Below are 18,273 nucleotides of genomic sequence, written 5' to 3'. Positions count from 1 at the left end.
CTATATACCGCTCGTCTCCATTTCCTTGAGGTATCGATACAGGGATGATTTTCCGATATCGAGCTTATGTGCTACCTCCAGCACATTGTTATCGTATTTATTCAGGTAGTGACGAATGATGCGGTACATAAATTCCTGCATGGTCATTTCCTGGTACAGGAACGACTCCATGCGGGTGGTGCTGTTGAAGCTGATGTCTTGCGGACGGATGTCTTGCTCCTCGGCCATGACGGCCGACAGCTCGATGATCGACTTCAATTCGCGGATGTTACCGGGGAAGGGGTACTGGAGCAGCTTTTCCTGTGCTTCGGGGCTGATCTTGAATTTGCGCAGCTGGTTGTCGTGCGCAAACTGATCGAGGAAGTGTTTGGCGATCAGGATCACATCCTGCCCGCGCTCGCGCAACGGCGGCAGGTGGACGGGCAGGCCCAGCAAGCGATAATACAGGTCTTCGCGGAAGCGGTTGGCTTTTACTTCTTCTGCCAGGTCTTTGTGCGTGGCGACGATGATCCGGACATCCAATTTGATGACCTGGTTGCCGCCGATGCGGGTCACTTCGCGCTCCTGTAATACGCGCAACAATTTAGCCTGCAGGTTCGGGTCCATCTCGCCGATCTCATCCAGAAAGATGGTGCCGCCTTCGGCTTCTTCGAACTTGCCGATGCGACGCGTTACGGCGCCCGTAAAGGCGCCTTTCTCGTGACCGAAGAGCTCGCTCTCGATCAGGTCGCGTGGAATGGCGGCAATGTTGACCGCGACGAACGGTTTGTTCTTGCGCTTGCAGTTGTAGTGGATGGCTTTCGCCACCAGTTCTTTGCCCGTGCCGGTTTCGCCCGAGATGCTGACGGAGATATTGGTTTGGACGGCCTTTTCCAGCAACGCAAAAATGCGTTTGATGGCGGGGCTGGTGCCGATGATGCTCTTTTCAAACTCGTACTTCTCAGAGATCTCTTTTTTGAGGTGGTCGATCTCGCGGATGAGCGAGGTCTTGTTCCGGGCATGGTTGATGGAGTTCAGCAGCCGGTCCTTGGTCTCCTGATCTTTGGGAATGTAGTCATACGCGCCGGATTTGAGCAGTTCCACCGCGGTGTGGATCTTCTCCTGCGCCGAAACGATAATGACATTGATATTGGGGTCATGGCCCCGGATCTGGCTGAGCACCTTTTCGCCCGGCATGTCGGGCAGAGAATAGTCCAGGGTTACGACAGCAGGGTTCTTATACAGGTTGGCCAGGCAATCCTTGCCGGATGTATAGAACTCTACTTCATAATCGGGGTTTAATTCCAGGACGTATTTGAGAAATTTGGTGTAAGCCGGATCGTCTTCGACTACAAAAATTTTTACGGGGTCTTTGTCGTACATGGGCTACGAGTTCAAAAAGTAAATATAACCTGCAATACGGCAACAGCCAAAGACGGTAATTGTAATCACCCCCTGAAAAACCCTGGTTTTTTCGTTTACCCGAGATAAAAAGGCGCTTGATATGTGTCTAATGAACAGTTACCTTTATGGGATACCGCGTCCGATACTGGGCACTGATGCCTGGTGTCGGAACGCGCCTACGGCCTGGAAACGACGTTGTGATGTACTGGCACGGTGATTGGGTTTAGTGGGTACGACTTATGAGTACGTTAACATTCCCTATGATTCCGCAGCTCGATAAACTAACAGATGCTGAAGCTGAGCTGATCTTGCGCGCACCGGTGCTGGTGTGTATCCTGGTGGCCGGCGCCGATGGCCACATTGACCGGAAAGAGATCAAAGAGGCGATTGCCGTGGCCCGTAAACAAAAAGAAAGCGCCTCGGTGCTTTCGGGATTCTTCACCATCATGGCGGAAGACTTCGAAGATAAGATCAAGATCCTGATTCAAAGCTATCCGTACGAGTCTACGCAGCGCACGCCGCTGATCGTGGAAGAGCTGCAGGGCCTGAACCAGCTTTGGCCCAAGCTCGACCGTGTCTTTGCTTCCGCCTATTATACCATGTTGAAGAACCTGGCGAGCCGCATCGCGTCGTCGTCAGGCGGCCTGCTGGGCATGAAGCGTGTAAGTCCGGAAGAGGCTCGTTACGCGGCATTGCCGATGATCGTCGATCCTGGCAAAAGTTAGTGCGTCTTTGTACGCCGGGTGGCTTTCATGTGAGCGTACAATTTCCATCTTTGCACCCCGGGGGATTTGCCCCGCGTGTGACCCTTATGGCTTCAGAACCCTCGTTTTTTGGAAGTTCGGTAGTGCCCATCCGGTTTGTATTCCTGATGTGGCTGGCGTTTTATGTGGAGGTCATCTTTGGCCTGCCCCTGAGCTGGTATGGTATCCAGCCCCGTAGTCTGCATGGCCTGATCGGCATTCTGGCCGGGCCTCTTATTCACGGCGACTTGTTGCACCTGGTCTCGAACACCATCCCGGTGTTGTTTTTGGGCTGGGTGTTGTTCTTCTTTTATCCGCGGATCGGCGGTGTGGTTTTCCTGCGCGCCTATTTCTGGACGAACGTGCTGGTGTGGTTGTTCGCGCGGCCGGCGAATCACATCGGGGCCAGTGGCGTGGTGTATGGGCTGGCGTTCTTTCTGATCTTTTTTGGGATTTTCAGGCGGGATTTTCTGTCGTTGTTTATCAGTGTGATCGTTCTGTTGTTGTATGGCGGGGTGTTTTATGGCGTGCTGCCGAGTGATCCGCGGATTTCGTGGGAGTCTCATTTTGCGGGGGCGCTGGTCGGAATTGTTACCGCGGTTACGTTTGCGAAACAGAAGAAGGTTTGAATCTTTTGATAGGTTTGGGATAACGTTGCTGCGGCTTATCCCTTGCTTATGTATGGCTTTGGTATGGCTGAATATCGCTATAAGGTCGCTATAAGGTCGCTGTATGGTCGCTAAAAGGTCACTGTAACGTGATGGATCAAAACGGTGTTGTGAGAATAAACTTACGTGCGCAAAGATAGCAAAATCCTCATTTTATTTCATATTTGCGGTTTCTACGCGTATGGATGCAGCTGTCAAAAAGATCATGACCGACCTGAAAGGGCGGAAATATGCCCCGGTGTATTTTTTGCAGGGGGAGGAGACCTTTTACATCGATGTCGTGGCCGATTATGTGGAGGGTCACGTGCTGTCGGATGGCGAGCGGGGCTTTAACCAGGTAGTGGTGTATGGCAAGGACGTGACGATGGCGACGATCCTGACGCATGCGCGGCGATTTCCCATGATGTCGGAACGGCAGGTGGTGATTGTAAAAGAGGCACAGGATATTCAGGACCTGGGTAAGGACATCGGCGCGAAGCTGCTGCTGGATTATCTCTCCAAGCCGGTGCCGAGTACGGTGCTGGTATTTTGTCACAAACACAAGAGCCTCGATAAACGCAAAGAGCTTGGGAAGAAGATCGATCAGCTGGCGGTGACGATCAACACCAAGAAGCTATACGACAACCAGTTGCCGGAGTTCGTGTCCGATTATGTCAAGGAGAAGAAGATCGCCATGGACGACCGGGCCATGCAGGCCTTGTGCGAGTTTGTCGGCAACGATCTGAACCGCCTGGCCAACGAGGTTGACAAGCTGGTGATCTCGCTGCCGCCGGGCGAAAGCATTACCGCCGAGCGCGTGATGGCACAGGTGGGGGTGAGTAAAGAATACAACATTTTTGAATTGCAGAAGGCCATCCTGCAACGCGATACGTTACTGGCCAACAAGATCGTTAACTACTTTGAAAGCAATACCAAGAAGAGCCCGATGATACCGGCGGTGGCCTACCTGTTCTCGTTCTTCAGCAAGGCATTGATGGCAAGCCAGGCTTCTGACAAGTCTGATAAAGGTTTGGCTAGTGAACTGAAAGTGAGCCCCTATGCTGTACGTGATTACAGCTTGGCTTTACGTCAATATCCTGTCTCTAAGATCATCGATAACATCTCCAGCATTAAAGATGCCGACCTGAAGTTGAAAGGTGTCAACACGGGTTCTGCCGACGACGGGCAGATCTTCCGGGAGTTGGTATGGCGTCTGATGCATTGATCACACGAAGCAAATCTGCTATATAGTTGCACATTCGTATAGTGTGGCACTATATTTAAGTCCGTGTGGACAGCGTACTCTATTTTTTTAGGCGCTTTTTTGGTTCTTTATTTGCAATAAAATTTTGGCAGCGCTGTTTAATCTTAAATCGTATCCCGAACTCATGCACAGGTATATAGCCCTTTTGTTCTTTGCTTGTATCGCGTCCAGTGTGCTGGCCCAGGATCAGCTCTCGCAGCAGAATGTCGAGAAGCTTTATCATCGCGGCACGGAATTGCTGGAGCATTCGAACTATGGCGCGGCCCGGCAGGTATTCTCTGAATTCCTGGCGCAGGCGCCGCCCCTCGATCCCCGCCGCGGTGAAGCGGAATATTATGTAGCCTTCAGCGCGTTGAACCTGGGGCACCGCGACGGCGAGAAGCTGATCGACGACTTTATCGATCGCTATCCGTCGAGCCCCAAGGCATCGACCGCGTATTATGACCTGGCGGTATCGTTTTACGGCGAAGGTAATTTTACAAAGTCCTCGAACTACTTTAAGAAGGTTAACTTTCCGGCGCTGACGGCCGACCAGCAGGCCGAGGGCCACTTCAAATGGGGCTATAGCTACTTCAACCAGAAGAAGCTCGACGAGGCGTTGGAGCAATTCAACTTTGTAAAACGTCAGAGCAACTCGTACACGGCGGCGTCGAATTATTATGCCGGTTTTATTGAATACTCCAAGGGCCAGTTTGACGAAGCGCTGACAGACCTGAAGAAGGCGGAGACCAGTCCGTCGTATGCCCCCATCGTGCCGACACTGATCGCCAACGTATATTACCGGCAGAAGCGCTACGACACCCTGATCGAGTATGCCAACCAGCTCAAGTCGCGTACCGACCTGACCCATGCCGAAGAGATCTCGATGCTAGTGGCGGAGGCGTATTATTATAAGGGCGACTTTAAGAAGGCCATCGAGGCATATGAAAAGTACTTTACCAACAACGCCAAAGCCGAAAGTGGCCTGCTGTTCCGGGCCGGCTATGCGCACTATGCTACCGGCAATACCGCCCGTGGCATCGAGTTCCTGGAAAAAGCGGCGGCCTCAAAGGACACGGTAAGCTATTATGCGTCGTATTACCTGGGCATTCTGCACCTGAAGCAAGGGAACAAGCCGCTGGCGCTAAACGCCTTTGACTATGCCCGCAAGAACCCCAAGGATGCATCGCTGGCAGAGGAAAGCGCCTTCCAGTTTGCCAAGGTATCGTATGATGCCGGCAAGCAGGACCAGGCGGTTGCCGAGTTTGAGCGGTACTTGAAAAACGCTCCGACAGGAGTGCACGCCAACGAGGCCAAAGAGTTGCTGGCACAGGCCTATATCAATGGCAATAACTTTAACAAGGCGATCGAGTACATCGAGGCGCTGCCTTCGCGCAATAGTTATGTGAACCAGGCGTATCAGAAGGCGGCGTACCTGAAGGGGTCCGAGCTCTTTAATAAAGAAGATTATGCCGGGGCGATCCAGTATTTCACCAAGTCGCTGGAATACCCGAGCGATCCGAAGTATACGGCGCTGGCCAGCTTCTGGATCGCCGAGGCCTACTCGGTCAGTGAGCGCTATACCGAGGCCATTCCGCATTACCAGAAGGTTGTCAACCTGGGTGCCGCGGCCGATGCCGAGGTGGCGTTGAAGACGCGTTACGGTCTGGGCTATGCGTTTTACAATACCAAGGGGTACGACAAGGCGCTGGTAAACTTCCGGGAGTTTGTCAACAAAGGCAGCAAGAACACGCCCAACTATGCCGACGGGATGATCCGCCTGGCAGATTGTTATTATGTAAGCAAACAATACGACGAGGCGTTGAATACCTATAACCGCGCAAAGGCGATGAGCTCGTCGGAGCACGACTATGTATTGTTGCAGGGAGGTATTATGAACGGCATTCAGCGCAAGTATGCCGAGGCCCGCAACCAGTTTACAGAGCTGATCCGGAATTATCCCAAGTCGCAATACCGTGACGAGGCGATCTTTCAGCGTGCGCAGTACGAGATCGAGCAAGGCAACTATACTGCCTCGGTGGATGGCCTGTCGACGCTGATCCGCGAGAGCCCTTCGTCGCCGTACCTGCCACACGCCTATATGCGCCGGGCGGCCTCGTATTCCAACCTGAAGCAGCCGGATAAGGCTATTCAGGACTATGTTACGGTTATTCAGCAGTTCCCGAACCACCCGGCGGCGCAGGAGGCTTTGATGCCGTTGCAAGAGGCGCTGAACCTGGCGGGGCGGTCAGGCGATTTCGAAAACTACCTGGCGCAATTCAAGCGGGCCAACCCGTCGAACACCAGCCTGGAGAGCGTTGAATACGAAGCTGCCAAGAACCTCTATTTCGACCAGCAATACCAGAAGGCGATGGTGAGCCTGCGGAACTTCCTGTCGTCGTATCCGCAGACGTCGCACGCGCAGGAAGCGAATTACTACATGGCGGAGTCGCACTTCCGGTTGCAAGAGTTTGACAAGGCCATGCCGATCTACACCAGCTTGAGCAACGACCGCACCTTTACCATGGGCAGCCGGGTGGTGGCGCGCATGGCCGAGATCAACTTTACGCAGAACCGCTATGCCGAGGCGATTTCGGCATATCATCGCCTGGAGCGCATGGCGGTCAATAAAAAGGAGCAATACAACGCCTGGTCGGGGCTCATGGAGTCATTTTACCTGCAAGCGCAGTATGACTCGGCCGACGTTTATGCGCGTACGATCATCGAGCGGGGTAATATCAATGCCGGTGCGCAGAACAAGGCGTCGTTGTACCTGGGCAAGACGGCCCTGGCGCGCGGGGACTATGATACGGCAAAGGATGAGTTCCTGAATACCCTGAACGCCGCGCGCGACGAATATGGCGCGGAGGCGAAATACCTGCTGGCAAAGGTGTTCTATACGCAAAAGGAATACAAACAATGCTATGAGACGCTGGTGAGCTTGTCTAATGACTTTGCGGCGTACGAGGTATGGGTGGGGAAGGCGTTCCTGCTGATGTCTGACAACTTTGTGGCCCAGAATAATGTCTTCCAGGCGCGGGCCACGCTGCAGTCGCTGATCGACAAGTTCCCCCTGCAGGCCGTCAAGGACGAAGCCAGGACGAAGCTCAAGCAACTGGAGCAGACGGAGGCTGAAAAACAAAAGGCGCTGGATGCCGACACGCTCGAAAACAATTGATGATTTGCTGACCTTGAAAGGAATGATATATCGTACTCTAAAAATATCTGCCCTGATGCTGATGCTGGTGGGCTTATCGTTTGGCGCCCTGGCGCAGGATGAAACCGGCGAGCTGGAGTCCCGGGAAATAGTGATCGAGAAGGTACGGGAGAATACGTTGCGCAAGGCAAACCGGAACTTTGAAAAGATCCCGCCCCGGCCGGCAGAGAATATCAAGGGCCCGATGACGTACGACTTTCAGTCGTTCAGCTTCCAGGCGCCGCAGGTAACGACGCAGATGCGTCCGCTCAAACTCAAGCAGGAGACTTCGCGCGATGTGCATGGCGGTTATCTGCGGTTGGGGTATGGCAATTACTCGTCGCCGTTGCTGGAGGCATACCTCAATACCCGTAAGGATAAGAACAAGCTGCTGGGGGCCTATTTGTACCATCACAGCTCGGGGAAAGGCCCGGTCGACGGCAAGAATTCAGGCAGTGGCACGACGGGCATCTCGCTGGCGGGTAGCTCGTTTAGCGAAGCGATTGCGCTGTCGGGAAATGTCGGCTTCGAGAATCGCACCACCCATTTTTATGGCTATCCGGAAGATGTACCGGTGAGCCGTGATACGCTGAAACAGGCCTATAATATCTTTAAGCTGGCGGGCGCTATTTCCAACGCTAAAAACTCCGACTTTGCCTACAAGCTCGGTGCTGGCTTTAGCTACCTGGCGGACAAGTTCGATGCCCGTGAGACCGAGGTAGGCCTCAACTTCGGGGCCTCGTACGAGATCGATGAGGACTCCAAGCTCGGTCTGAAGGCGGACTATACCGTCATCACCCGCAAGGACGCGCACATCGATGCCAAGCCCCGGAGCCTGTTTGTGGTGAACCCAACCTATAACTTTCCCGCGGCGGAAGATCTCAAGCTCAGCGTCGGATTTGTGGTGGCGTATGAAAACGATTCTATCGATTCGAAAGACCTGCACGTATATCCGGACGTGCGGGCGACATATCCGCTTAGCCCGACCGTGGACGCGGTGGCTTTCCTGACGGGGGGGATTGAAAAAGTGTCGTTGCAGACTTTATCGTATGAGAACCTGTGGGTAGCGCCGGATATCGCGGTTTTCCATACGAACAAAACACTTGACTTTGGTGTAGGCATCAACGCCCGCCTGGGTAACAAAGTAGCGGCGCATGCCGGCTTGTCGCTGTCGACGTTGAAGAACCTGTACTCGTATGTGAATGGGGTGGAAGATCAGGAGAAGTTCTATACGGTGTATGACAAAGGTACCGTTAAACGTACCAACCTCTATGCGGCGTTGAGCTATGCGCAGTCGGAGCAGGTGAAGTTCATGCTGCGCGGTGACTTCTACGGCTATAACGCCGGCGACCTGGACGAGGTGTATCATCGCCCGACGACCAAGCTGACGGCCAATGCTTCATACAATATATACCAGAAGATCATTCTGTCGGCGGACCTGATCGCGCAAGGGGGGATGAAGGCGTACGATGCGACCCAGGATAAGACCGTAAAGCTGGATGGGGCGTTTGACCTGAACGCCAAGGCCGAGTATCTGTTCTCGCCGACGTTCTCAGCGTTCGTTCAGTTGAACAATATCACCTCGAACAAGTACCCGCGCTTCCTGCATTACCCCGTGCGAGGCTTCCAGGCTCTGGCCGGAATCACGTGGAGCTTTTAAGTAAGATCGGTCTGAGTCGTACAGGATTTTTGCGATGGTCAAAATTTCGCTTATTTTTGTCTGAATGACCATTTTCTTACAAATCTAACTACCAGAACATGGCAAGAAGAAAGAAGCTAAGCGACGAACAATCATCCGAAAATACTGACAACATCCATCAGGAATCAGACGACAACTTTGGTCTTCCGGAAGTAGAGTATGAGCCGCTGAACCGGGATACCTCCACACCGAAGGAGGAGCCTGCCGCCAGCACGCATACATCGTACTCTTCCCAGCAGGAAGAGACGATCGAGCCGGAGTATGTCGAGCCGGTATCTGGCCATGATGAGGAAGTATTGGATGAGGATCCCGCTTATGCCCCTGTTCATACGTACGAAGAAGATGAGCCTGCCCCGGTATGGCCGAAGGTACTGATCACGTTGCTGATCCTGGTGGTTGTCGGCGGCGGTGCGTATTGGTACTTTGGTATTGAACGTCCGCGTCAGCAGGCAGCGGAGGCCGCTGCGCAAGCCGAGGCCGATAAGCGGGCGGCGGATAAACGAGCCGCGGATCTGGCGGCCGCACAGGCGGCCCAGCGCGAGGAAGACGAACGTCGTCGTGCCGACTCCCTGGCGAATCTGGCGCCGAAGGAAGGCAGCGTAGAGGCATTGACCGATCGCACCGGCCGTTACTACGTGGTGGTCGCCAGCGCGATCGACGACGATCTGATCATGGACTACGCGCAGAAGCTGAGCAAGAACGGCGTGGTATGCCGCATTATTCCGCCGTTTGGCAAGACCCAGTTCAGCCGTCTGGCGGTAGACGTGAAGGACACCTATGCAGATGCGCAGGCGACTGCCGACGGCATGAAAGGTGGCGACTATGGGAACGAAATTTGGGTGGTGCGTTACTAGCACCATTTTTGCTATACATCGGGTATGACATCGCGAGAGGAACGAAAGAACGAACAGGTGGCCTTTTTGGCCTCGGTTGGCATCCATGCCGTGGCCTTGCTGGCTATGTTCTTTATTGTGGCCTGGCGTACGCCCGATCCACCGTACGGTGGCGAGCCGGGTGTTGAATTGAACTTCGGCCTGGACACCGAAGGGGGAGGCGATGTGCAACCGCAAACGCCGGTAGGTTCTGGCGGCACCCAGGCGGAAGAGCCCAAACGCACAGAAATGCCGGAAGCGACACCGCCACCGGCTGCTCCCAAAGAGCAGGTTGACGAGAAGATGGTGACCTCGGAAGAGGAAGATGCTCCGGCGATCGTCAAAGAAGAAAAGAAGGAGACCAAGCGCCCGGTGGAGACTCCGCAGGTGAAACCTACCGAAACGAAGAAGCCTGAAGCGAAGAAAGAGGAGCAGAAGCCCAAGGAGGAGGTAAATCCGAATGCGGTGTATAATCCCTCCGGACAAACGAACAGCACAAACAAGACTTCCGAAGGCCGTGCCGGCACCCCAGGCAGCCACGGCGATGATAAAGGTAAAACCGGTGACAAAGGAAACCCGGAAGGTTCGCTGGATGCCAAGGCATTATACGGTAAGCAGGGCAATGGTAATGGTGGCGACGGCTCCAGCCTGTCGCTGGATGGCTGGACCTGGGATGAGATCCCCCGCCCGAGCGTACCCAACAACGAAACAGGCCGCATTGTATTTGATATCGTAGTGAACGCTGACGGCGAACTGGAAAAGATCACGATCACTGAAAACAGCCTGAGCCCGGACGCCGCAAAGGCTTGTCGTGCTGCTGTGGAGCGCCTGACATTTTCGCGTACAGGTGCCAATGTGCCGCAGCTCTCGCGTGGTAAAATTACCTTTGTGGTGCGATCCCGGTAACAAGCACCATGTCCACCTTTGTTTCTTACGCTGAGGTATTGGAATATCTATACGCCAACCTCCCGATGTTTCAACGGGTGGGTGCCGCCGCGCTCAAACCCGATCTGAAGAATACGCTTGCTTTATGCGCGGCGCTCGGTAATCCTCAAGAGCGATTCCAGACGATCCACGTGGCGGGTACTAACGGCAAGGGGAGTACTTCTCATACGCTGGCGGCGATCTTACAATCGGCCGGCTATAAAACAGGGCTCTATACTTCTCCGCATTTAAAATCTTTTACCGAACGCATTCGTGTTTCGGGCCTGCCGGTGGAAGAGGCTTTTGTGATCGGTTTCGTCAATCGCATTCGCACGGTGGCGGAGGCTATTCAGCCTTCTTTCTTTGAGCTTACCGTTGCCATGGCCTTTGACTATTTTGCCCAGCAACAAGTTGACGTGGCGGTGATCGAAGTGGGCCTGGGGGGCCGATTGGATTCGACCAACGTCATCAACCCGGTACTTTCGGTCATTACCAATATCGGCTGGGACCACCAGGATATCCTGGGTGACACGTTGCCCAGGATCGCAGCCGAAAAGGCGGGCATCATTAAACCCGGGGTGCCGGTTGTGATCAGCCAGCACCAGCCGGAAACGGACGAAGTATTTATAGCCAAAGCCGAACGGGAGTCTGCGCCGTTGTTGTTTGCACCCGATCGGTACAGTGTGCGTGCGTCCGGCGCGGGTGCTTCGGCGTTGGATGTATACCGCGACGGTGTATGTCTGTTCGAGGGGCTGCCCCTCGATCTGCAAGGTCTTTATCAACAAAAGAATATACTGGGTGTACTCGCCGCCGTGGAAGAGCTGCAACGGCAGGGATGGGCGATCACCACCGGGCACATCCGTGCGGGCACGGGGCACGTGATGCCGTTGACGGGATTAAAGGGACGTTGGCAAATACTGGGGCAGCATCCGCTGATCGTTTGCGACACAGGGCACAATGCCGACGGTATCGCCGAGGTTGTACGTCAAATCCGCCTGCAGGACTATACGCGGTTGTGGATGGTCATAGGGATGGTGAAGGACAAAGACATTCACCACGTACTTCACCTTTTGCCAACGGACGCGAACTATTATTTTTGCCAGGCCAGCATTCCGCGGGCGCTGGACGCCGAGGCATTGGCGGCGCAGGCGCGGGCCGAGGGGCTGCACGGTGCGGTAGTGCGCGACGTGAACGAGGCACTGGCGCAGGCAAAGGCCAACGCCGGCCCCGACGACATGATCTTTGTCGGAGGCAGTACCTTTGTTGTGGCCGACCTGGCGGGCATCTGATCGATCATTAATATTTAGCAAGTGAAACGCAAGCAAGAGAGATTCCGGATCATTGAGGGGCGGGATAATGTCATTGAGCCGACAAAGGCGAATTACAACTCGATAAAAGGGAACTGGCGCGAAGGCCACTTTAAGAATAACAAACCGCTGACGATCGAACTGGCGTGTGGCCGTGGCGAGTATTCGGTGGGGCTGGGCAAACTGTTTCCGGAGCGGAATTTTGTCGGTGTGGATATGAAAGGCGAGCGCATCTGGAAAGGCAGTACACTGGCAGAAGAGCAGGGGCTTTCCAATGTGGCGTTCCTGCGTACGCAGATCGTGCTGATCGAAAATTTCTTTGAAGCCGGTGAAGTAGATGAGATCTGGCTTACGTTTCCTGACCCGCGTCCGCGCAAGCGCGACATCAAGCGACGGCTGACGAGCCCGCGATTCCTGGACATCTACAAGCGTCTGCTGAAGCCGGGGGGCTATTTGCGGTTTAAAACGGATAACACATTACTCTTTGCTTATACATTGGAAGAGCTGCAGCTGCGTACGGATATTCACGATCTGCAGTATACGGACCGTGTGTACGAGTCGCCCTTGCGGCCGGAGTGTTTTGACATCAAAACGCGGTATGAAGAGGCGTTTGCGGCGAAGGGCGAGACGATAAAATACCTGCGGTTCCACTTTTAAAGACATACCCATCTCTATATGCACGAGGAAACAAACTACGAACTGGAAGAGCGTTTTCTGGCGGCCGACCGGTTGATCAGCGAAGGGCAGTTGCGCGAGGCGGCACAGATGCTGGACGATATCCTGGCCGAGGCGCCCGACTTTGGCAAGGCGCACAACCACCTGGGATGGTTATATGAAACCAAGTTCAAAAATTATGATCGTGCCGAAGAGCACTACCGTCTGGCTGTGAAGTTTGCCCCGGGATATGCGGCGGCGTATTACAATTATTGTTACTGCCTGGCGGCCCTGCGCAAACACGACGAGCTGGAGATCATTCTCGGCCTGGCGTTGAAAGTGCCGGGCATCAACTACGCCACGTTGTACAACGAGTACGGCATGATGCGCGAAGTTCAGGGACGTTACGACGATGCCATTCATTACTTTCGGCTGCACATTCAGAACTCCTTCGATTCTAAAACCATCGATTCGGCCGTGGAATCCATCAACCGGTGTGAGCGCAAAAAGAACCTGGTGGTTTGAATGCTGTAGCCGGCACGGTTTTTACCGGCTCGTGACAAAACCTTTTTGTCATGAACAGATACAATCAAGACAACCTTACGGGGCGCAACCACGAAGGGGTGCATCCCAACCTTCCCGTGAAGTACCTGACCGCGTCGTCGGTCATTGGCGATGACGTGTATAATCCTGCAGGTGAAAAGCTGGGGGATATCAAGGACATCATGCTCGATGTTCGTGAGGGCAGGATCCAATACGTAGTGCTGGAGTGCGGCGGGTTCCTGGGCCTGGGCGAGAAGCTGTTTGCCATTCCGTACCGGCTCTTGCAGATCGATCCCAAGAATCAGGCTTTTGTATTGGATCAGGACAAGGAAACGTTGAAAAATGCGCCGGGTTTTGATAAAGACCATTGGCCTGAAACCAACGATCATAGCCTGGAGGATGCGGGCACGTATTGGGGCGGTTTTATGGGCTCTAATACCGGTACGGAACCATATTGATGTGACAGATACACCGGCACGGCCGGAGCTTTACACAACGGTGGCGCGGGTTGCTCAAACCCGCGCTTTTTTTGTTTTTATCCGGGGCCTTTTCGGTGTCGGTAAGATGATCATGGTACGTTGTAATTAACTGATAACCAGTTGATTTATGCGCTGGATAATGATTTTTTAATATTCCGGGCATAGTCAATTAACCTGCCCGTGGTATTTTTATACTGTTAACTTTTCTTTTAGGTTTGAAGACCGGTGTGCGCTGATACGCCGGGTTCATGAAAACGAGGTATGGGCAAAAAAAAGAAGCGTGACGTAGAGCTCGTCATACTGTCCGATATACATTTAGGCACATACGGCTGCCACGCCCAGGAACTTCTACGCTACCTCAAGACTATACGCCCGAAACGTCTGATCCTGAATGGCGACATCATCGATATGTGGCAGTTCAGCAAGCGGTATTGGCCGAAGTCGCATATGCAGGTGATCAAACACATCATGGGGCTGTTGGCCAAGAACACGAAAGTGATCTACCTGACGGGCAACCATGACGAAATGTTGCGCAAGTTTGCAGGGCTTCGGCTTGGGTCGTTTCACATCGGCAACAAGGTGGTATTAAAGCTGGCCGGTAAACGGGCCTGGGTGTTTCATGGCGACGTGTTCGACGTAACGATGCAACACTCCAAGTGGCTGGCCAAGCTGGGGGCCATTGGCTATGATACGTTGATCCTGATCAACACCTTTGTTAACTGGTGTCTTAACCGGGTGGGGCGCGAGAAGATCTCTCTCTCCAAGCGGGTGAAAGACAGCGTGAAGTCTGCCGTAAAGTTCATCAATAAGTTTGAGGAGACGGCCGCGGAGATCGCCATCGACAATGGTTATGATTACGTGGTGTGCGGCCATATTCACCAGCCAGAGATCCGCAAGATCCAGACTGAGAAAGGGGAGGTGATATACCTGAACTCGGGCGACTGGATCGAGAATCTGTCGTGCCTGGAATACGACCCGCGTACGGGCTGGCGCATTTACCGGTATGCGGAAGACAAGGTGGCCCAGAGCGTGAAGTTACCGAAGCGTTTTCGGGGTGACAGGCTCGACAACGACGAAATTTTTCGCGACCTTGTCAATGAATTTTTAACCGTCAAGAAGTGAGAATATTATTTGCCATCCAGGGCACCGGCAACGGACACATTGCTCGCGCGGAAGATGTTGTGCCGATCCTGCAGCAATATGGAGAGCTCGACCTCTTTGTAAGCGGCGCCCAGGCCGATATCAAGCTGGCGTACCCCGTGAAGTATAAATCCAAAGGCCTGAGCTTCTTCTTTGGCAAAAACGGTGGCATCGACTTTCTGAAGACCTTCAAGCAAAACAGCTCGAAGGATGTATACAAGGAGATCAAGAAGTTTCCGATCGAGAAGTATGACCTGGTGATCAACGATTTTGAGCCCATTTCGGCCTGGGCGGCGCGGAAACGCGAAATCCCCTGTGTGGGGTTGAGCCACCAGTCGGCGTTGTTGTCGCCCCGCGTGCCCAAGCCGCGCAAGATGGACCCGGTGGGCGAGTGGGTCCTGCATAACTACGCGCCGGTAGACCACCATGTATCGTTTCACTTTGAACGCTACGACGATAACATCTTTACGCCGGTGATCCGCTCGGCGGTGCGCGAGCAAAAGCCGGTGGAGAAGGAACACTATACGGTATACCTGCCGTCGTATGACGACCGCAAGCTGGTTCCGATCCTGGCCCGCATACCGCAGATCGAGTGGCATATCTTTTCCAAACATGCCCGCAAGCCCTATCATGTCGGCAAGCTTTCGGTATACCCCGTCAGCAAGGATGACTTTGCACGCAGCATGACATCGGCCAAGGGTGTACTGTGCGGCGCAGGCTTTGAGACTCCAGCCGAGGCGTTGTACCTTGGTAAGAAGCTGATGGTGGTGCCGATGAAGTCGCAGCTGGAACAGCACTACAATGCTGCGTCGTTGGAAAAACTGGGGGTGCCGATCCTGAAGAAGGTGAAGAAAAAGAACATCGAAAAGATCGTGGAATGGATCGAGACATCCGACCGCGTAACGGTAGACTACCCGAACACCACAGCCGAAGCTGTAGCCCGCGCGATCGACGCGGCACGCCGCTGACATTTTAAAACTTCATGCCTTCGTAACGTGCCTGTAATGACCGGATAACCTTGTCACGCTATTTTTCCTAAGCGAAAATGATATGCGTGATAAGAATGACAAGAGGAGTTTCCGGATACTGGTGGTAGACGATGACAGGGACATCCTGGAGTTGCTGGAATACAACCTCGAAAAAGAAGGTTTCCACGTAAAGGGTATTGACGAAAGTCAGGATGCCGTAAAGGCTGCATTGGCATTTTCCCCGGATCTGATTATTCTGGACATCATGATGCCACACCCTAACGGCATCGAGATCTGCCGCGAGCTGCGTTCCATCAAGCGCTTTGAAGACATTTATATCTTCTTTCTCTCCGCCAAATCCGAACATTATTACCACGAAGCAGCCCTCGACACGGGGGGTGACGATTACATTGAAAAAGTGATCGGGTTACGGGCATTGACCTACAAAGTGGCAACGGTGCTAAAGCGCAACTTTGTCATCCGCAAGAGCATTCCGGAATTGAAGATCGGCAACCTGAAGATCCACCGGAAGTCGACATCGGTTATGATCAACGACGACGATGAGATCACGCTGAGCCGCCCCGAATTTGAGCTGTTATTCTTTTTTGCGCAGAATCCCCATAAGGTCATATCACAAGAGAACCTGTTGCAGAACATCTGGGGGTCGGAGATCTATTTGTTCGACACATCCATCGATGTGTATATCCAAAGTCTTCGTAAGAAGCTGGGGTTAGACCTCATTCATCGCTTGAGCGATAATCGCTATCGGCTTCTTATCCGGTAAGTTACCGTTAGTCTGTATCGAGCATCTCGAGGATCTCGGCCAGCTCGTTGTATTCGCGCAGGCCGGGGCGGTCTTCCGTGCCGCCCTGGAGTGCGAGGCCTTTCATGCTGCCGCCGTCGAGCAACGACTGCACCAATGATGTTTGCTGCACCATGACCAGCACCGGGTATTTTTCAGCGAGCTTCAGCAGGGCCGGGTCGTCGGGATCGATCAGCACATAGGCCGGATTGCTGCCGGCGGGCATTTGCTCACCCGGCGCCAGGGCCAGGATGTAAGGCAGTGGTGGCTCACCCGATAGGATCGACAGTTCGTGCAGGCTTAATTCCACCATGTCTGGGCGGTAGTCTTCCTGGATGCCCGACCACATCGCGGCATCGGACATGCCGTAGAGCTCGGCTACGATCTGCGGGCCTGTCACCCAACCGCGTATTTCCTGGTATTGTTTTGGTGTAATGTGATTGTCACGACCGGGTACCACCCTGAATCCCAACAGGTCGGCGCCCATGCCGGCGCAATACCGCGCGTCGCTCAGGTTGGTGATGCTTCCTACTTTTACGAATGTTCTTAATGCCATAGCTTTAATGCCCGGGAAAAAATAACTTTGAACGGCTTACGTTCAGATTCGAGCGCGGATTTAAATAAAAATGACTAATCAGTGAAATTTTTTGCCGGTTTTCTGTCCTCGATGGTGTTTCTGGCGCTGATGTCGTGCGATTCCGGCGACGATGCCGGTGTTCCCGACAAGGGGTACCGCTACTTTCCGCTGACCGTCGGCCACTACCAGCTCTACGACGTCGTGGAGATCACCTACACGCTGCGCGACCCCGACACGGCGCGGTACACGCTGCAGGTGAAAACGGTGGACGTCTTTGTCGATGCTGCCGGCGATTCGACGTATGTGCTGTACCGCAGCAAGCGCCTGCCGGGCGAGGCTGCCTGGACGTATCTCGACACGTGGTCGGCGCGACGTACCGCGGACGCGCTGATCGTGCAGGAGGAGAACACGCCGTATGTCAAGTTGCGCTTTCCGCCCTACGATGGGCAGGTATGGAATGGCAATTTGTACAATAGCGGTGAGGCCGAAGATTACCGGTTGGATTCGTTGGGGCAGGGGCAGATCCGGGGGGGGCAACACTTTGACGATTGCCTGACGGTGTTGCAGCGTGACAACAAGGATTTTATTGTTTTTCTGGACCAGCAAAAGGAGGTCTATGCGGCCGGGATCGGCCTGATATACAAGGAGACGACGCAACTGAGCTACTGTACGCAGCCGTCGTGCCTGGCGCAACAACTGGTTGAACAGGGCATTATTTATAAACAGTGGCTGAAAGAATATGGCAAAACGGAATAGCCTGATAGCGATTTGGTTTCTTATGGTGCTGGCTGTACCGTTGCACGCCCAGGTGAACCGGTATGTTGTTGTGTTTAAGGATAAGCAGGGGAGTCCCTATTCCATTTCGTCGCCTTTACAATTTCTTTCTCGACCGGCGGTCGACCGCCGCGTTCGGCAGGGCATTGCGGTTGAAGAACGCGACCTGCCCGTATTGGAAACGAACGTGTCGGCGGTGCGCGGCGTGGGGGCCGATGTGTTTTTTCGGTCGCGATGGATGAACGCCGTGTTGGTACAATGTGATGCCGCATTGGTGCCGGCATTGCGCACCCATGCGGCAGTCTCTTATACACATAATACG

Annotated in this window: 17 protein-coding genes and 1 pseudogene; 16 read left to right on the top strand and 2 right to left on the bottom strand. The window is 53.9% G+C overall.

Annotated features, from left to right (window positions below; translation table 11 throughout):
- A complete protein-coding gene (locus KK078_RS08055; RefSeq protein ID WP_254089741.1) occupies positions 1 to 1,362 on the bottom strand; it encodes a sigma-54-dependent transcriptional regulator in 1,362 nt (453 codons plus the stop codon).
- A 281-nt stretch (positions 1,363 to 1,643) separates the two neighbouring features.
- Here KK078_RS08055 and KK078_RS08050 point away from each other — a divergent pair, with 281 nt between their 5' ends.
- The 14 genes from KK078_RS08050 (at position 1,644) to KK078_RS07985 (ending at position 16,582) form a co-directional block, all read left to right on the top strand.
- Entirely contained in the window at positions 1,644 to 2,108 is a 465-nt protein-coding gene (locus KK078_RS08050) for a hypothetical protein (RefSeq protein ID WP_254089740.1), read from the top strand.
- A gap of 86 nt (positions 2,109 to 2,194) precedes the next feature.
- Positions 2,195 to 2,755 carry a rhomboid family intramembrane serine protease gene (locus KK078_RS08045; protein ID WP_254089739.1) on the top strand — a complete coding sequence of 187 codons (561 nt, stop codon included), beginning with the start codon at positions 2,195 to 2,197 and terminating at the stop codon, positions 2,753 to 2,755.
- Positions 2,756 to 2,975: 220 nt separating this feature from the next.
- Complete coding sequence (holA, locus tag KK078_RS08040) at positions 2,976 to 3,998, top strand: DNA polymerase III subunit delta (protein WP_254089738.1); 1,023 nt, start codon at positions 2,976 to 2,978, stop codon at positions 3,996 to 3,998.
- 163 nt (positions 3,999 to 4,161) lie between these two features.
- The gene (locus tag KK078_RS08035) at positions 4,162 to 7,194 is read left to right on the top strand and encodes a tetratricopeptide repeat protein (RefSeq protein ID WP_254089737.1); all 3,033 of its coding nucleotides are present in this window, start codon (positions 4,162 to 4,164) and stop codon (positions 7,192 to 7,194) included.
- Positions 7,195 to 7,216: 22 nt separating this feature from the next.
- Positions 7,217 to 8,872: a TonB-dependent receptor gene (locus tag KK078_RS08030; protein ID WP_254089736.1), complete on the top strand. Its 1,656-nt coding sequence runs from the start codon at positions 7,217 to 7,219 to the stop codon at positions 8,870 to 8,872.
- A gap of 98 nt (positions 8,873 to 8,970) precedes the next feature.
- Positions 8,971 to 9,765: a DUF4366 domain-containing protein gene (locus KK078_RS08025; RefSeq protein WP_254089735.1), complete on the top strand. Its 795-nt coding sequence runs from the start codon at positions 8,971 to 8,973 to the stop codon at positions 9,763 to 9,765.
- Positions 9,766 to 9,789: 24 nt separating this feature from the next.
- The gene (locus KK078_RS08020; RefSeq protein WP_254089734.1) at positions 9,790 to 10,689 is read left to right on the top strand and encodes an energy transducer TonB; all 900 of its coding nucleotides are present in this window, start codon (positions 9,790 to 9,792) and stop codon (positions 10,687 to 10,689) included.
- Positions 10,690 to 10,697: 8 nt separating this feature from the next.
- Positions 10,698 to 11,996 carry a bifunctional folylpolyglutamate synthase/dihydrofolate synthase gene (locus tag KK078_RS08015; protein WP_254089733.1) on the top strand — a complete coding sequence of 433 codons (1,299 nt, stop codon included), beginning with the start codon at positions 10,698 to 10,700 and terminating at the stop codon, positions 11,994 to 11,996.
- Positions 11,997 to 12,017: 21 nt separating this feature from the next.
- Complete coding sequence (trmB, locus tag KK078_RS08010; protein WP_254089732.1) at positions 12,018 to 12,671, top strand: tRNA (guanosine(46)-N7)-methyltransferase TrmB; 654 nt, start codon at positions 12,018 to 12,020, stop codon at positions 12,669 to 12,671.
- Between the two features lie 18 nt (positions 12,672 to 12,689).
- The gene (locus KK078_RS08005; RefSeq protein ID WP_254089731.1) at positions 12,690 to 13,193 is read left to right on the top strand and encodes a tetratricopeptide repeat protein; all 504 of its coding nucleotides are present in this window, start codon (positions 12,690 to 12,692) and stop codon (positions 13,191 to 13,193) included.
- Between the two features lie 50 nt (positions 13,194 to 13,243).
- Complete coding sequence (locus KK078_RS08000; protein WP_254089730.1) at positions 13,244 to 13,669, top strand: PRC-barrel domain-containing protein; 426 nt, start codon at positions 13,244 to 13,246, stop codon at positions 13,667 to 13,669.
- A gap of 282 nt (positions 13,670 to 13,951) precedes the next feature.
- Complete coding sequence (locus KK078_RS07995) at positions 13,952 to 14,812, top strand: UDP-2,3-diacylglucosamine diphosphatase (protein ID WP_254089729.1); 861 nt, start codon at positions 13,952 to 13,954, stop codon at positions 14,810 to 14,812.
- Entirely contained in the window at positions 14,809 to 15,798 is a 990-nt protein-coding gene (locus KK078_RS07990; protein WP_254089728.1) for a glycosyltransferase family protein, read from the top strand. The genes KK078_RS07995 and KK078_RS07990 overlap by 4 nt, the downstream gene beginning before the upstream one ends.
- 82 nt (positions 15,799 to 15,880) lie before the next feature.
- On the top strand, positions 15,881 to 16,582 hold the full coding sequence (locus KK078_RS07985; RefSeq protein ID WP_254089727.1) for a response regulator transcription factor: 702 nt from the start codon (positions 15,881 to 15,883) through the stop codon (positions 16,580 to 16,582).
- A 7-nt stretch (positions 16,583 to 16,589) separates the two neighbouring features.
- Here the strand turns inward: KK078_RS07985 and KK078_RS07980 are convergent, their stop codons facing one another.
- A complete protein-coding gene (locus tag KK078_RS07980) occupies positions 16,590 to 17,156 on the bottom strand; it encodes a beta/alpha barrel domain-containing protein (RefSeq protein ID WP_254089726.1) in 567 nt (188 codons plus the stop codon).
- 81 nt (positions 17,157 to 17,237) lie between these two features.
- Here KK078_RS07980 and KK078_RS07975 point away from each other — a divergent pair, with 81 nt between their 5' ends.
- Both KK078_RS07975 and KK078_RS07970 read left to right on the top strand, forming a co-directional pair.
- Positions 17,238 to 17,933 carry a hypothetical protein gene (locus KK078_RS07975; protein WP_254089725.1) on the top strand — a complete coding sequence of 232 codons (696 nt, stop codon included), beginning with the start codon at positions 17,238 to 17,240 and terminating at the stop codon, positions 17,931 to 17,933.
- Positions 17,917 to 18,273 (top strand): annotated as a pseudogene (locus tag KK078_RS07970) (hypothetical protein); the annotation flags it as partial. The gene KK078_RS07975 and the pseudogene KK078_RS07970, both read left to right, overlap by 17 nt.

Source organism: Dawidia soli (assembly GCF_018598185.1).
Classification (GTDB): Bacteria; Bacteroidota; Bacteroidia; order Cytophagales; family Cyclobacteriaceae; genus Ohtaekwangia; species Ohtaekwangia soli.
This window is presented reverse-complemented; position numbering and strand designations above follow the sequence as displayed.